Source organism: Rhizobium sp. BK512, assembly GCF_014194915.1.
GTDB lineage: Bacteria > Pseudomonadota > Alphaproteobacteria > Rhizobiales > Rhizobiaceae > Rhizobium.
On the sequence record NZ_JACIAS010000001.1, the window covers coordinates 786843 to 801117 of the forward strand.

At 60.3% G+C, this 14275-nt stretch carries 11 protein-coding genes; 8 read left to right on the forward strand and 3 right to left on the reverse strand.

Going from position 1 to position 14275, the window contains the following annotated elements:
* Positions 1 to 20: 20 nt before the first annotated feature.
* The 4 genes from choW (at position 21) to FHX06_RS04010 (ending at position 3208) form a co-directional block, all read left to right on the forward strand.
* Positions 21 to 866, forward strand: coding sequence for a choline ABC transporter permease subunit (gene choW, locus FHX06_RS03995; protein WP_112543505.1), 846 nt, complete (start codon positions 21 to 23; stop codon positions 864 to 866).
* Positions 863 to 1909, forward strand: coding sequence for a choline ABC transporter ATP-binding protein (choV, locus tag FHX06_RS04000; protein WP_113210817.1), 1047 nt, complete (start codon positions 863 to 865; stop codon positions 1907 to 1909). Before choW ends, choV begins: the two co-directional genes overlap by 4 nt.
* 115 nt (positions 1910 to 2024) lie before the next feature.
* Positions 2025 to 2774, forward strand: coding sequence for a HugZ family protein (locus tag FHX06_RS04005; RefSeq protein WP_113210889.1), 750 nt, complete (start codon positions 2025 to 2027; stop codon positions 2772 to 2774).
* A 116-nt stretch (positions 2775 to 2890) separates the two neighbouring features.
* Positions 2891 to 3208 carry an ArsR/SmtB family transcription factor gene (locus FHX06_RS04010; RefSeq protein WP_007824533.1) on the forward strand — a complete coding sequence of 106 codons (318 nt, stop codon included), beginning with the start codon at positions 2891 to 2893 and terminating at the stop codon, positions 3206 to 3208.
* 143 nt (positions 3209 to 3351) lie between these two features.
* On the opposite strand, the gene FHX06_RS04015 is transcribed toward FHX06_RS04010, so the two are convergent.
* The gene (locus FHX06_RS04015; protein ID WP_113210816.1) at positions 3352 to 5325 is read right to left on the reverse strand and encodes a PhoX family protein; all 1974 of its coding nucleotides are present in this window, start codon (positions 5323 to 5325) and stop codon (positions 3352 to 3354) included.
* 247 nt (positions 5326 to 5572) lie between these two features.
* On the opposite strand from FHX06_RS04015, the gene FHX06_RS04020 reads away from it, so the two are divergent.
* Together FHX06_RS04020 and FHX06_RS04025 are read left to right on the forward strand one after the other, a co-directional pair.
* Complete coding sequence (locus FHX06_RS04020; protein ID WP_112972169.1) at positions 5573 to 6901, forward strand: aspartate aminotransferase family protein; 1329 nt, start codon at positions 5573 to 5575, stop codon at positions 6899 to 6901.
* A gap of 140 nt (positions 6902 to 7041) precedes the next feature.
* Entirely contained in the window at positions 7042 to 8100 is a 1059-nt protein-coding gene (locus tag FHX06_RS04025; RefSeq protein WP_183878154.1) for an alpha/beta hydrolase family protein, read from the forward strand.
* Positions 8101 to 8195: 95 nt separating this feature from the next.
* Here FHX06_RS04025 and FHX06_RS04030 read toward each other — a convergent pair whose 3' ends face one another.
* Positions 8196 to 9107, reverse strand: a complete 912-nt coding sequence (locus tag FHX06_RS04030) for an HD-GYP domain-containing protein (RefSeq protein ID WP_112543499.1) — start codon at positions 9105 to 9107, stop codon at positions 8196 to 8198.
* A gap of 606 nt (positions 9108 to 9713) precedes the next feature.
* Here FHX06_RS04030 and FHX06_RS04035 point away from each other — a divergent pair.
* Together FHX06_RS04035 and ade are read left to right on the forward strand one after the other, a co-directional pair.
* The gene (locus FHX06_RS04035) at positions 9714 to 10817 is read left to right on the forward strand and encodes a branched-chain amino acid ABC transporter substrate-binding protein (protein WP_112543498.1); all 1104 of its coding nucleotides are present in this window, start codon (positions 9714 to 9716) and stop codon (positions 10815 to 10817) included.
* 117 nt (positions 10818 to 10934) lie between these two features.
* Positions 10935 to 12632 carry an adenine deaminase gene (gene ade, locus FHX06_RS04040; RefSeq protein ID WP_113210814.1) on the forward strand — a complete coding sequence of 566 codons (1698 nt, stop codon included), beginning with the start codon at positions 10935 to 10937 and terminating at the stop codon, positions 12630 to 12632.
* Here ade and FHX06_RS04045 read toward each other — a convergent pair.
* Complete coding sequence (locus FHX06_RS04045) at positions 12625 to 14274, reverse strand: alpha-glucosidase family protein (protein WP_112543496.1); 1650 nt, start codon at positions 14272 to 14274, stop codon at positions 12625 to 12627. The two genes, ade and FHX06_RS04045, sit on opposite strands and share 8 nt — an antisense overlap.
* Between the last annotated feature and the right edge of the window lies 1 nt (position 14275).

Below are 14275 nucleotides of genomic sequence, written 5' to 3' on the forward strand. Positions count from 1 at the left end.
TCAAAAGACAGGCGCGCCTCGTGAATTGGATCACCGACGCTAAAATTCCCATTGGCCCCTGGGCTAAGTCCTTTGTCGATTGGCTGACATCGAACGGCGAATGGTTTTTCAACCAACTCTCCGCCCTGTTGTCGCACGTCATTAATGCCTTGCTTTTCGTGCTGCAGACGCCCAACCCGCTGATTGCGGTCCTTGCGATCAGTCTTCTCGCCTGGTGGCTGCGCCGGTCGATTACAGTAGCGGTCTTCACCTGTCTTGGGCTGCTACTCATCATGAATCAGGGCTACTGGAAGGAGACGACGGAAACGCTGGCGCTCGTGCTCGCCGCGACTTTCGTCAGCATGGTGATCGGCATTCCGCTCGGCATTGCGGCTGCCCGCCGTGCCTGGATCTATGCCGCCATGCGGCCCGTCCTGGACCTCATGCAGACCATTCCGACTTTCGTCTATCTGATTCCAGCGCTTATCCTTTTCGGCCTCGGCATGGTGCCGGGCCTGATCGCAACCGTCATCTTCGCCATCCCCGCTCCCATCCGCCTCACCCGCCTCGGCATCATCTCGACGCCGCCCTCCCTCGTCGAAGCAGCCGTCGCCTTCGGCGCAACGCCGATGCAGGTTCTGCGCAAGGTAGAGCTGCCCTTCGCGACGCCGCAGATCATGGCCGGACTGACACAGACCATCATGCTCTCCCTCTCGATGGTCGTCATCGCCGCCCTCGTTGGCGCTCCCGGTCTCGGCGTACCGGTGGTACGTGCCCTGAACACCGTCAACATTGCCAAGGGTTTTGAGGCAGGCTTCTGCATCGTTATCCTGGCGATCATTCTGGACCGCATGTTCCGCACCGCAGGCGAAGGAGACGGCGCATGACCGCGGTCAGTTTCAAGGACGTCAGCATCATCTTCGGCGACCGGCCGGAAATTGGGCTCGCGATGGTCGACCAAGGTCGCTCACGTGACGAGATCAGCGCCGAGACTGGCCTCGTTCTCGGCGTCGCCAACGCCTCGCTGACGATCCAGGAAGGCGAAATCCTCGTGCTGATGGGCCTTTCAGGCTCCGGCAAGTCCACGCTCTTGCGTGCCGTCAACGGGCTCGCGCCCGTCGTGCGCGGTGACGTCGCCGTCTCGGTGGCAACGGGACCGGTAAACCCCTACAGATGCAATGCCAAGGCGCTGCGCGACCTGCGCACGCATACGGTTTCCATGGTGTTCCAGCAGTTCGCCCTCCTGCCCTGGCGCACCGTCGCGGAGAATGTCGGCTTCGGCCTCGAGCTCTCGGGCGTACGGGAAGCCGAACGCAAGAGCCGTGTCGGCGAGCAACTCGAACTCGTCAACCTGACGAAATGGGCGGACCGCAAGGTCAACGAACTCTCCGGCGGCATGCAGCAGCGCGTCGGCCTTGCCCGCGCATTTGCCACCGGCGCCCCGATCCTTCTGATGGACGAGCCTTTCTCGGCACTTGACCCGCTGATCCGCACGCGACTGCAGGACGAATTGTTGGAATTCCAGCGGCGACTGAAGAAGACCATTCTCTTTGTCAGCCATGATCTCGACGAGGCCTTCCGCATCGGCAACCGCATCGCCATCATGGAGGGCGGAAGGATCATCCAGTGCGGAACGCCACAGGAGATCGTCAAGAACCCGGCCGATCAATATGTCGCCGATTTCGTGCAGAACATGAACCCGATCAATATGCTGATGGCCTCTGACATCATGCAGCCCGGGCTTGGCGATGCGGCAATCGGCATGTCGGTCAGCGCCACCGCGCGCCCCACGACGCCGCTCGTCGATGTCCTCGATGCCCTCGCCCGGCAGCCGGGCAGTATCGGTGTCGTCGACAACGGCCAGATCGTTGGCACGATCTCGGCGCAGGATGTCGTCACCGGCCTCACCCGGCACAGGCGGAAGGACTGAAGCAGGTTCGCGATACGGCACCGAAAACAAAGCACTGAAGCGCGGCGAGCAAATCTCGGAGATCGAGCCACGCTTTAGACTTGATCCTTCCACTCCGCTTTGCGACAACGCGGATATGAAAGAGCCATCCTCAACGCTTCGCGAAACCGACGACGAGGCCCGCAAGCTGGCGCGCACCCTTTTGCGTTCTGCCCGCTATGCGGCTCTCGCCGTTCTCGATCCTGAAACCGGCTTTCCCTTCGCAAGCCGGGTTCTCCTCGGCACCGACATAGACGGCGTTCCGGTCATTCTCGTTTCCGCGCTCTCGACCCACACGAAAGCACTTGCCGCCGATACCAGAGCCTCGCTGCTGACCGGCGAGCCCGGCAAGGGCGATCCGCTTGCCCACGCGCGGCTGACGACGCAGTGCCGTGCGGAACGGGTGGAGCGGGATACGCCCCTTCATGCGCGCATCCGCAGCCGCTTTCTCGCACGTCACCCAAAGGCGAACCTCTATATCGACTTCCCGGATTTCTGCTTCTTCCGCCTTGTCCCGCAATCGGCGAGCCTCAATGGCGGCTTCGGTCGTGCATACATTTTGGACGGCAGTGATCTCGTGATTCCCTCCGCGGCAAATGATGACATCGCCGAAAAAGCTGACGCCGCAGTGCAAGATTTAGTAGCGCGCCATCCGGACCTGATGTCAGCGCTGACATTGAGGCTAAAGGCTCCGGAAGCAGGTCCCTGGCGCATAAGCGGTGTCGATTCCGCCGGTTTTGATATGATTTCAGGTGACTTATTGTTGCGTTGCGAGTTCGATATACCCGCTGAGGATTTGGATCACATTTGTTCAAACATATCTAAAATAGCATACCTGATACCTTAAATTTAGGTATATACAATCTTCAAACCCAATTGCTAGTTTTCGCCGTCAGTCAAAGAACCGTCTGACGGCCTGTGCCTGTACGGATGATGTACGTTTCGCATTAGGAAGAAGAAAATATGGAAACCTCTGATTTGGCCGAGCACACCAATGTGGCGGCAGCTTTATTATCGGCCATGGCCAACCCCAAGCGTTTGCTGATCCTCACCAGCCTGGTAAAGGGAGAAGTGCCTGTCGGCGTTCTCGCCACCCAGGTTGGCCTGAGCCAGTCGGCCCTCTCCCAGCATCTGTCGAAATTGCGCGCTCAGAAGCTGGTCAAGACCCGTCGTGATGCACAGACGATCTACTATTCCAGCAATTCCGAGCCGGTCATGAAGATCCTTGCAACACTCGAGGATATCTACGTGGCTCAGAACCGGAGCAGGTCTGCAGCTTGATGTTAGCGCTGACATGATGTCAGTCTGAGCAACGTTCAAGGAGATGTTTCCGCGGACGCTGCTTATGCTATTTTCAGCACGTGAAGCCTTAGAGGCCGGCAATTCGCAAGAATTGCCGGCCTTGTTTGGTTGGAGAAGCGGGCTTAGCTGCCCACCACTCCGTTCTTACTGCGCGTCAACACGACAAGCGACGGACGGGCCGGTACGCCCGGCTTGAAGTCCGGCCAGCTGGTGCCGGCATCTTCCATCGAAGTCGCATCCTCATTGTCGGCCATGCGCAATTCGCCCGGATGTTGGACCGAGAGGAAGACGCTGGAACCATCAGAGGTGAAGGTCGGAGAGCAGGTCTCCGAGCCGACGGGCGCGATATAGATGAGCTTCGGCAGCGCGCGGCCCGGACCTTCTGTATCCATCACATAGACGGAATCGGCGATGCCTTCCGGCGGCGGACCGTCGGTCGTCACCCAAAGACGGCCTGCCGGATCGACGGCAAGATTATCAGGATCAGTAAACCATCCGGCCGAAGTGGTCGCCGGATGGAACATCGCCTGGTCTTCGGGCTTTGCCGGATCCCCGCAAAGGACGAAGACGTCCCATTTGAAGCTCTCGGCTGCGTAATCAGGCTTGTCCGGACCGCCGGGGGTTACCAGTTCCAGCAGATGCCCATGCGGATTGGGGCCACGCGGATTGGCAACGTTGACCTGTTCCTTCTCGTCGTCACCCTGGCCTTTCGGCAGGCGGTCCTCATTCTCGGTCATGGCAACATAGAGCTTGCCGGTGCCGAGATGCGGGATGAAACCTTCCGGGCCGTCCATCGGTGTCGCACTGACGAGATCGGCCGCAGCGCGCGTTGCAAGGACCACATCGGCCTGCGTCTTGAAACCGACTTCCGCCGTTAGCGGGCCTTCGCCGGCAACGAGCGGGATCCAGCGCATCGTGCCGTCGCTCTCGAACTTGGCGACCGACAGCGTGCCGTGGTCGAGCAGGTCCTTGTTGGCGGCACGATCGTCAGGGTTCCACGGATCGCGGGTGACGAAGCGATAGATATATTCGAAATCGTCATCATCGCCCATGAAGACCACGACGCGGCCATCCGGCGCCACGCAACACTGTGCGCCTTCATGTGTCATGCGGCCGAGCGATGTACGCTTGACCGGCTTTGCCGAGGGATCGAAGGGATCGATTTCGACGACCCAGTCGAAACGCATCCATTCGTTCGGCTCTTCCTCGAACTTGAAGCGCGGTTCGACGCGGCTGACGGAATAGATGTCGTTCTCGTCCTCGTCCCAGCCCTGGCGCTCGACCAGTTCCTGGTTCGGGAGCTTTTTATAGTCGCCGGCAAAGACGTCCATTGCGCCTTCTTCACCTGAGAGCATCGTGCCCCAGGGCGTGATGCCGCCATTGCAGTTCGAGATCGTGCCGAAGACGACCGTGCCGGTCGGATCGGCCTTGGTCTTGAGGCGGTCGTCACCGGCAGCCGGACCGGAAATGCCGATTTCCGTGCTCATGTGGATGCGGCGATTATATTTGCCGTCCTTGACCACCTGCCACTGATTGCCGTCCTTGCGCACCTCGAAGACGGAGACACCGACAGCGGCCATGACCGCACGGATCTGGTCCTCGGTCAGCTTTTCGCGATAATTCTCCGCCGTCAGGCCCGGGAACATCAGGAAGGGTGTCGCGTATTCGTGGCTGACGACCATCAGGCCGTGGTCCGAGCTCTTCTCGCCCCAGGGCAATGGCAGGAACTGCGTGAAGTCGTTATTGTAACCGAACTGGCGTTCGGCGGCCTTGCCGTTGAGCTTGGCCACGTCGAATTCCGGGCTGTCGGCAAAGAGCGCGTCGCCCCAGCGAATGAGGATTTGGCGCTCATAGCCTTCAGGCCAGTGGTCGGCGGTGTCGCGCACGCGCTTCAGTTCTGGGAAAGTGAGCGTCGACTCGGCGGCTTCTGCCTTGGTGGCTTCAAAAGCCGGCGCAAAGGCGGCCGCACCCATGGCTGCGATGAAGCCTTTCAGAATGGTACGGCGACGAACGCCTTCTTCGAGAATGGTGCCGTAGCTCGGCGCAAATGCACGCCGCGGATTGGGGCGCGGCCTGGTTTTCTGGCGGTCCGTCATGACTACCTCCGGTAAAAACGGTTGAATTTCAAGGAAATGAATGAAATGCCCTTGGCCATTGCGGCCATCGATTTCTGTAGCAATACCCGGCGAAGGATTGATGACGCTTCAAGCGTCTCGGGAACGGCATTTGGCGGCGCTTCTTCGGCTTGACGCCTTGCCCGGCGCTGATAATTTGACCGGGCAGTAAAAATAAACGGCGCCAAGCCTTGAACGGGATGGCCTCCCCAACGGCCAGGAGAACAGCATGTCCAACCGCCTGAATGCAACGCCAAACGACCTTCGCGCCTTTTGGATGCCCTTTACCGCAAACCGCCAGTTCAAGAAGGAACCGCGCCTCTTCGTGAGTGCGAAGGATATGTACTACCAGACCCATGACGGACGTCAGGTTCTGGATGGTACGGCTGGCCTCTGGTGCGTGAATGCCGGACACTGCCGCCCGAAGATCACCGAAGCGATCCGCGAGCAGGCGGGCGAACTCGATTACGCCCCCGCTTTCCAGCTCGGTCACCCCAAGGCCTTTGAACTCGCCAACCGCTTGGTCGACATCGCCCCCGAGGGATTGGATCACGTCCTCTACACCAATTCCGGTTCTGAATCGGTGGAAACGGCGCTCAAGGTGGCGCTTGCCTATCACCGCGTGAAGGGCAATGGCTCACGCTTCCGCCTGATCGGCCGCGAGCGCGGCTATCACGGCGTCAATTTCGGCGGTATCTCCGTCGGCGGCATCGTCACCAATCGCAAGATGTTCGGCACGCTTTTGACCGGCGTCGACCACATGCCGCACACCCACCTGCCCGGCAAGAACAATTTCACCCGCGGCGAGCCTGAAATTGGCGGCGATCTTGCCACCGAACTCGAGCGCATCGTCACGCTGCATGACGCCTCCACGGTCGCCGCCGTCATCGTCGAGCCGGTCGCCGGCTCCACCGGCGTTCTCATTCCGCCGAAGGGCTACCTGCAGAAACTGCGCGAAATCTGCACTAAGCACGGCATCCTGCTGATCTTCGACGAAGTCATCACCGGCTTCGGCCGCCTCGGTGCCCCCTTCGCTGCCCAGTATTACGACGTGAAGCCCGACATGATCACCGCCGCCAAGGGCCTGACCAACGGCGTCATCCCGATGGGCGCCGTCTTCGTGACCTCGGAAATCCACGATGCCTTCATGAATGGCCCCGAGCACATGATCGAGTTCTTCCACGGTTATACCTATTCGGGTAACCCGATCGCTTCGGCCGCAGCCCTTGCAACGCTCGACACCTACAAGGAAGAAGGCCTGCTGACCCGCGCAGCCGAACTCGCCGACTATTGGGCCGATGCGCTGCATTCGCTGAAGGATTGCCCCAACGTCATCGACATCAGAAATACGGGTCTCATCGGCGCCATCGAGCTCGATCCGATTGCCGGCGAGCCGACCAAGCGCGCGTTCACGGCCTTCCTCAAGGCCTATGAAAGCGGCCTGCTGATCCGCACGACAGGCGACATCATCGCGCTCTCGCCGCCGCTGATCATCGAGAAGAAGCACATCGACGAGCTCTTCGGCAAACTGCGCACGATCCTGCAGAACAACATCTGAGCGCAATCATCCCGGATGAATTCAAGGGCGAGGCTCCGGCCTCGCCCTTTCTTTTTGATGTCGGCGACCTCGATCGCGTTATCGGTCTCCGGTGTGACGGATTTCCTGCAGACAGGGCAAATCACCCCAATGGAGATCCCATGCAAAGACTCGTCTTCCTTCTCTCCCTCGCCCTGCTGCTGGCACCTGCAGCACACGCTGGAACCGGTTTTCGTGAAATCACCCTGGCCGGCAAGAATAGCGATAGCCCTATTCATATCAGCATCTGGTATCCAACCGCATCCGACGCCGCGCCGGTTCTTCTCGGCGAAACCCCGGCCTTTATCGGTCAGCCCGTGATCCGGGATGCCGCACCCATGACCGGCCCGCATCCGCTGGTCGTCCTCTCCCATGGTTACGGCGGCAGCTGGCGCAACCTCGCCTGGCTTGCCGCCGACCTCGTTGACGCAGGCTATGTCGTTGCCGCGCCCGATCATCCGGGTACGACGACATTCGACATGCGGAAACCCGACGCCGTCGAACTGTGGAAACGCCCCGGCGACCTCAGCCGCGTGATCGATGCTCTGCTCGGCAATCCCGATCTGACGGGCGGCGTGGCATCCGGTCGGATTGCCGCCATCGGCCATTCACTCGGCGGCTGGACGGTCGTCGAACTGGCGGGCGGACGCTTCGATGCGGCCAGGGTAACGAGGAATTGCGCGGCTGAATTCAGCCCGATCTATTGCAAGATATTCGAGGCACTGGGGGGCGGGCGCGATGCAGCCTCCAGCGCGGCGCTGGCCGCCGATCTCAGCGATACGCGAATCCGCGCCGTCGTGGCACTCGACCTCGGCCCCGGCCGCGGGCTGACGCCGGAGAGCCTTGCGGCAATCCACATCCCCGTCATGGTGCTGGGTGCTCAGGCGGACGTCGATGCGGACACGGCAACCAAGGCGGACATCGCCGCCACGAACAAGGACTCCGGCTATATTGCCCGCTATCTGCCGCCAGCAACCACTACCTACAGCCTGATCCCCGGATCGCTGCATTTCAGCTTCATGCAGACATGCAAACCTGGCGCCGCCGAACTGATCGAGAAAGAGGCGCCCGGCGAGAGCATCGTCTGCCGGGATGGTGCCGGCGCCGATCGCGCAGCCATTCACCGGCAGGTTTCCGGCATGGTTACGGATTTCCTGGGAACTGCGCTCGCGGATCAATAGACAAGGCCCCTCATCCTCGCGCCTCAGGGAGCCGTGAATGACGAAGACGCAGGCTGCGGATCAGATCCGCAGCCTGCCCCTCAAAACGGATACGTTCAGGAGACGGAGGCGACCGAAAGGCAGAGGGCAAACTTTTTGACGAGCCGGCGATCGAAATGCCCTTCGTTGGCCAGCATCCAGGTCAGCGCCTCTTTCGCGCTCCACGCTGACTTGTAGGGGCGCGCCGAAGTGACCGCGTCATAGACGTCGCAAATCGCCGCAAGGCGTGCGTGAAGGCTGATTTCGCCATGGGAGAGCTTGCGCGGATAACCCTTGCCGTCGATCCGTTCATGATGATTGAGGCACACGTCGAGAACAATTTCCGACATGCCCTCCTGACGCGCCAGGATCGCATGACCCTTTTCCGGATGATCGCGGATCAGTTGCATCTCGTCTTCGTTCAGGCGCCCCTCCTTGTTGAGCACTTCGAGCGGAATTTCGAGCTTGCCGACATCGTGCAACAGCCCGGCCGTGCCGAGCGCCTGCACCACTTCCTCATCCAGTCCGAGGTGGCGGCTGAAAAGGATCATCAGGGCACTGACAGAAAGGGAATGCAGAAAGGTCACTTCGTCCTTGGATTTCAGCCGGGTAACGCTGATGAAGACGGCAGGATGGTCATCCATCGATTTGGAAACAGAGGAAATTACCGGCTCGACCTGGTCGACGGAGATCGCATCTCCGCCCCGCAGCCGGCCGAAGACATTTTCCAGCACTTCCACGGATTTCTGAATGGTCTCACGCGCCGCCTTGATGTCGATCTCGATCTTGCGGGAGGTACCTCCGACATCGATACCCTTGGTGGTGTTGATCACGACACCTGCATCCGCACATTCATTGAGCTTCAGCGTATCGCTCTCACGCCGCAGTAAGAACCGTCGCCGGGATAGAAGAGGATGGTCCCAGACACCCTCGACCATCTCGATAAACATTCCGGTCCGCACTTGCCTAGCTTCAATACGCTTGAGCATTCAGATATCTGTTCCCGCTATATGTCTGAATCGACAAATCGAATATTTTATTGCACCGCAACAATATACTAGGGAATAGTAGTTATACTGGGATTCTCAGAATCAATTGTTAACTCGCTAAAACAGCAAAGCAAAAACAGCGGTCAGCGGCGCCATGACCAGATATGGGCTTATCCTCAGCCGCCGATATGCTCTGTTGAGGACAGCTTCGCCCTACAAGTCCGCACGACTGAACGTATGGGGCCGGAAGAACCCAACTCTGACGATTGCGGATTGAGATTGCCCTGACAGGGGTGCCGTGATCTGCCGATCAGCCGGGCAGGACAGACCGAAAATTGCGGGAAATGGACTGAAAAATCAAAAAATCGGGCGCAATCTTTTCAGATTTGGCGAAATCGGCCCCGATCTTGTTATCATCTTGCGGAATCTCACCGAAATTTCTAGAAATCTTGCCATGCGCCGGGCGAGCCAAATATGACCGCGGGGCTCATTGATCGTGCAGCTTTCCTCGTCCTTGGCACGCTCCTAACGGGATCGCTGACAAAAGAATGGCCTGCGCGACAAGCAACCGGTGGTCGAAGACGACCCTACCCAAGGAGACAGAACATGACCCTGAAGACTCTGACGGCGACGCTGGTCGCCTCGCTGGCATTTGCCCCGCTCGCGCATGCGGATATCGTCATTGGCCTCATCGCGCCGCTGACCGGTCCGGTGGCAGCCTATGGCGACCAGGTAAAGAACGGCGCGCAGACCGCCGTCGATGAAATCAACAAGAGCGGCGGCATTCTCGGCGAGAAGGTCGTGCTCGAACTCGCTGACGATGCCGGCGAGCCGAAGCAGGGCGTTTCTGCGGCGAACAAGGTTGTCGGCGAAGGCATCCGCTTCGTCGTCGGCCCGGTCACCTCGGGCGTTGCCATTCCGGTTTCTGACGTTCTGGCCGAAAATGGCGTGCTGATGGTCACCCCGACCGCCACGGCGCCTGACCTCACCAAGCGCGGCCTGACCAATGTTCTGCGCACCTGCGGCCGGGACGACCAGCAGGCCGAAGTCGCCGCCAAATACGTTCTCGAACATTTCAAGGACAAGCGCGTCGCAATCATCAACGACAAGGGCGCTTACGGTAAGGGTCTCGCCGACGCCTTCAAGGCAACGCTGAACGCTGGTGGCATCACCGAAGTCATCAACGACTCCATCACGCCCGGCGACAAGGACTTCTCCGCGCTGACCACCCGCGTCAAGGCTGAGAAGGTCGATCTCATCTATTTCGGCGGCTACCACCCGGAAGGTGGCCTGCTTGCCCGTCAGCTGCATGACCTTTCGGTCAATGCCCAGATCATCGGCGGCGACGGCCTTTCCAACACGGAATTCTGGACGATCGGCACCGATGCGGCAGCTGGCACGCTGTTCACCAATGCCTCCGACGCCACCAAGAGCCCGGACTCCAAGGCTGCAGCTGATGCGCTCGCCGCCAAGAAGATCCCGGCCGAAGCCTTCACCCTCAACGCCTATGCTGCCGTTGAAGTCCTGAAGGCCGGCATCGAGAAGGCCGGCAGTGCTGAGGATGCAGAAGCCGTTGCTACTGCCTTGAAGGGCGGCGAGCAGATCCCGACGGCGATTGGCAAGCTCACCTATGGCGAGACCGGTGACCTCTCCTCGCAGAGCTTCTCGCTCTACAAGTGGGAAGGCGGCAAGATCGTTGCTGCCGAGTAATCGGAACGAATGGAACATGCGACCGGGCGCCAATGGCGCCCGGTTTCGTTTGCGGGCATCGAATCCGCAAGCAGATGCGCTATAACTCGCGGAATCGATTGCATCGCGAGGGTAGTCATGACCACCAAGCTCGAACGTCTTATTGATCAGGGTGTGGGTCGTGTGCCGGCCGACATCGTGCTGAAAGGCGGACGCTTCTTCGATCTCGTAACCGGCGAACTCGTCCAGTCGGACATTGCCATCGGCGGCGACCGCATCGTCGGAACCTGTGGCAACTACAGCGGCCAAACCGAGATCGACATTTCCGGCAAGATCGTCGTTCCCGGCTTCATCGATACGCATCTGCATATCGAATCCTCTCTCGTCACGCCGCACGAATTCGACCGCTGCGTCCTGCCCTATGGCGTCACGACCGTGATCTGCGACCCCCACGAGATCGCCAATGTGCTCGGCAAGGAAGGCATCGAATTCTTCCTCGCTTCGGCGCTGGAAACGATCATGGATATCCGCGTCCAGCTGTCCTCCTGCGTGCCGGCTACCCATCTGGAGACATCAGGCGCCGACCTGCCGGTCGAAAGCCTCCTGCCCTACCGCGACCATCCCAAGGTCATCGGGCTTGCCGAATTCATGAATTTCCCGGGCGTGATCCATAAGGATCCCGTCTGCATGGCGAAGCTCGATGCTTTCCAGGGCGCGCATATCGACGGCCATGCGCCATTGCTCTCAGGCAATGATCTGAACGGTTATCTCTCGACAGGCATCCGCACCGAGCACGAATGCACGAGCGCGGCCGAAGCCCTGGAGAAAATCCGCAAGGGCATGCACATCCTCGTCCGCGAAGGCTCCGTCTCGAAGGATCTTCACGCCCTGATGCCCATCATCACCGAGCGCCTCTCGCCTTATCTTGCGCTCTGTACCGATGACCGAAATCCGCTCGATATCGCCGAGCAGGGCCATCTCGACTACATGATCCGCACGGCGATCGCCCATGGTGTCGAACCGCTGGCGGTTTACCGCGCCGCCTCGATCTCGGCTGCCCGCGCCTTCGGCCTGCGCGACCGTGGCCTCGTCGCGCCCGGCTGGAGGGCCGATCTCGTCGTCATCGACAGTCTCGAGAATTGCCGGGCGGAAATGGTCTTCTCGGCCGGCCGTCACGTCACCGATGCGCTCTTTGCCACCCGCAAGCCAGTGTCGCCCGTTGGCCTCGATAGCGTCAGGGCTCGCCCCGTCAACGCAGCCCATTTCGGCGTGCCTGTTTCGGAAGGGGAAACGCCCGTCATCGGCGTCATGCCCGGCAAGATCATCACCGAGCATCGCCGCTACCGCCTGCCGGCGAAAGGCAATCAGACGACCGTCGATCTCGGCAACGACATCATCAAGGTCGCCGTCATCGAGCGTCACGGCAAGAACGGTAATCACGCCAACGGCTTCGTTCAGGGATTCGGATTGAAGAAGGGCGCCATCGCCTCGACGGTCGGCCATGACAGCCACAATATCTGCGTCGTCGGCGTCAACGAGGACGACATGGCGCTTGCGGCCAATCGTCTGGGCGAGATCAAGGGTGGCTTCGTCGTCGTCGAAGACGGCAAGGTCACGGGTGAGATTGCGCTCCCCGTCGCCGGCCTGATGAGCCTGGAACCCTATGAAACCGTGCGCGACACGCTGCATGATTTGCGCAAGGCAGCCTATGCCCTGGGCACGACCCTGGAGGAACCCTTCCTGCAGGTCGCCTTTCTGCCCCTGCCCGTGATCCCGCATCTGAAGATCTCGGACAAGGGGATGGTGGACGTCGATCGCTTCGCGCTGATCAGCTGATACGAGCGCAGAAGGCGTCAAGCGCCTTGAGCTGCACTGTCTTGGCGCTGGCGGTGGCTTTGAACCCGGGCATGGGCAATGGAGCGCCCAGCACCATGCCGGCAGGAAGCTGAAACTCCGCGGCCTCACGCGTCAGGTTGAAGACGAAGAGCAGTTTCTCGTCTCCCTTCTGCCTGATGAAGGCGAGCAGGTCCTGATTGCTGCCAACGAATTCCATGCTGCCGTCGATCAGCACCGGATAGGTCTTCCGGAATTCGAGCGTACGCCGGTAATGATGCAGCACGGACCTGTCATCATTTTCCTGGGTGTCCACGGAAAGCGCCGCCTGTTCATAGGGCACCGGCAGCCAGCTCTTCTCAGCGCTGGTAAAACCGGCATGCGCCTTGCCGGCTTCCCATGGCATCGGCGTACGGCATCCGTCACGGCCCTTGAAGGCCGGCCAGAAGCGAATGCCATAGGGGTCGCGCAGGTCTTCGAAGGCAAGCTCTGCCTCCGGCAGGCCCAGCTCCTCGCCCTGGTAGAGGCAGATCGAACCGCGAAGCGCTGCCAACACCGAAATCGCCAGCTTGGCGATGACGGGCCGCTCCTCTTCCGTTAGCGCGAAGCGGCTGACATGGCGGTTGACGTCGTGATTGGAGAAAGCCCAGCAGACCCACCCATCTTTCACCATGCGCTGGAAGGTCTCGACGCAGCTTCGGACATGCGTGGCGGTAAATTCGGGGCCGAGCAGATCGAAAGTGTAGCACATATGCAGCTTGTCGCCGCCGGTCGTGTAGGCAGCAACGGTCTTCAACGAGCGCGCCCCATCGCCCACTTCACCTACCGTCGTGCGTCCCTCGTATTGATTGAGAAGGGCCCGGAACCGCTTGAGGAATTCGAGGTTTTCCGGCTGCGTCTTGTCATAGAGGTGGTTCTGCATGCCATAGGGATTGCTGTCGGGCGCATCGAGACCGGCCTGATCCGGATCCGGAACATGCGGCGGATTGTCCCGGAGCAGCTTGTCGCAGAAATAATAGTTCACCGTGTCGAGGCGGAAACCGTCGACGCCGCGGTCGAGCCAGAACTTTACCGTCTTCAGCAGTGCATCCTGAACCGGCTTGCTGTGGAAATTCAGGTCCGGTTGCGAGGTCAGGAAGTTGTGCTGGTAATATTGCCGGCGCACGCCATCCCATTCCCATCCCGGCCCGCCGAAGATCGACAGCCAGTTGTTCGGCGCCGTGCCGTCCGGCTTGGGATCGGCCCAGACATACCAGTCCGCCTTGTCATTCGTGCGGCTGGAGCGGCTTTCCACGAACCATGGATGCCGGTCGGACGTATGGGAAATCACCTGGTCGATGATGACTTTTATGCCGAGCCTGTGGGCTTCCGACATCATTGCGTCGAAATCGTCGAGCGTGCCGAAAATCGGATCGACATCGCAATAGTCGGAGACGTCATAGCCCATGTCGGCCATCGGCGACTTGAAGAAGGGGGAGAGCCAGATCGCATCGACGCCGAGGCTTGCGATATGGGAGAGGCGCCGGGTTATCCCCTTGAGATCGCCGAGCCCGTCACCATTCGTATCCTGAAACGAGCGCGGATAGACCTGATAGATCACCGCGCCTCGCCACCAATCCGCATTCCCGCCTGTCTGCAACGCCATG

Excerpts from the sequence above, each read along its gene's own strand:
- FHX06_RS04025 (WP_183878154.1), top strand. The coding sequence starts at position 7,042 with ATGCAAAGACTCGTCTTCCTTCTCTCCCTCGCCCTGCTGCTGGCACCT.
- FHX06_RS04005 (WP_113210889.1), top strand. The coding sequence starts at position 2,025 with ATGAAAGAGCCATCCTCAACGCTTCGCGAAACCGACGACGAGGCCCGC.
- FHX06_RS04010 (WP_007824533.1), top strand. The coding sequence starts at position 2,891 with ATGGAAACCTCTGATTTGGCCGAGCACACCAATGTGGCGGCAGCTTTA.
- FHX06_RS04030 (WP_112543499.1), bottom strand. The coding sequence starts at position 9,107 with ATGCTCAAGCGTATTGAAGCTAGGCAAGTGCGGACCGGAATGTTTATC.
- FHX06_RS04020 (WP_112972169.1), top strand. The coding sequence starts at position 5,573 with ATGTCCAACCGCCTGAATGCAACGCCAAACGACCTTCGCGCCTTTTGG.
- ade (WP_113210814.1), top strand. The coding sequence starts at position 10,935 with ATGACCACCAAGCTCGAACGTCTTATTGATCAGGGTGTGGGTCGTGTG.
- choV (WP_113210817.1), top strand. The coding sequence starts at position 863 with ATGACCGCGGTCAGTTTCAAGGACGTCAGCATCATCTTCGGCGACCGG.
- FHX06_RS04015 (WP_113210816.1), bottom strand. The coding sequence starts at position 5,325 with ATGACGGACCGCCAGAAAACCAGGCCGCGCCCCAATCCGCGGCGTGCA.
- FHX06_RS04035 (WP_112543498.1), top strand. The coding sequence starts at position 9,714 with ATGACCCTGAAGACTCTGACGGCGACGCTGGTCGCCTCGCTGGCATTT.
- FHX06_RS04045 (WP_112543496.1), bottom strand. The coding sequence starts at position 14,274 with ATGGCGTTGCAGACAGGCGGGAATGCGGATTGGTGGCGAGGCGCGGTG.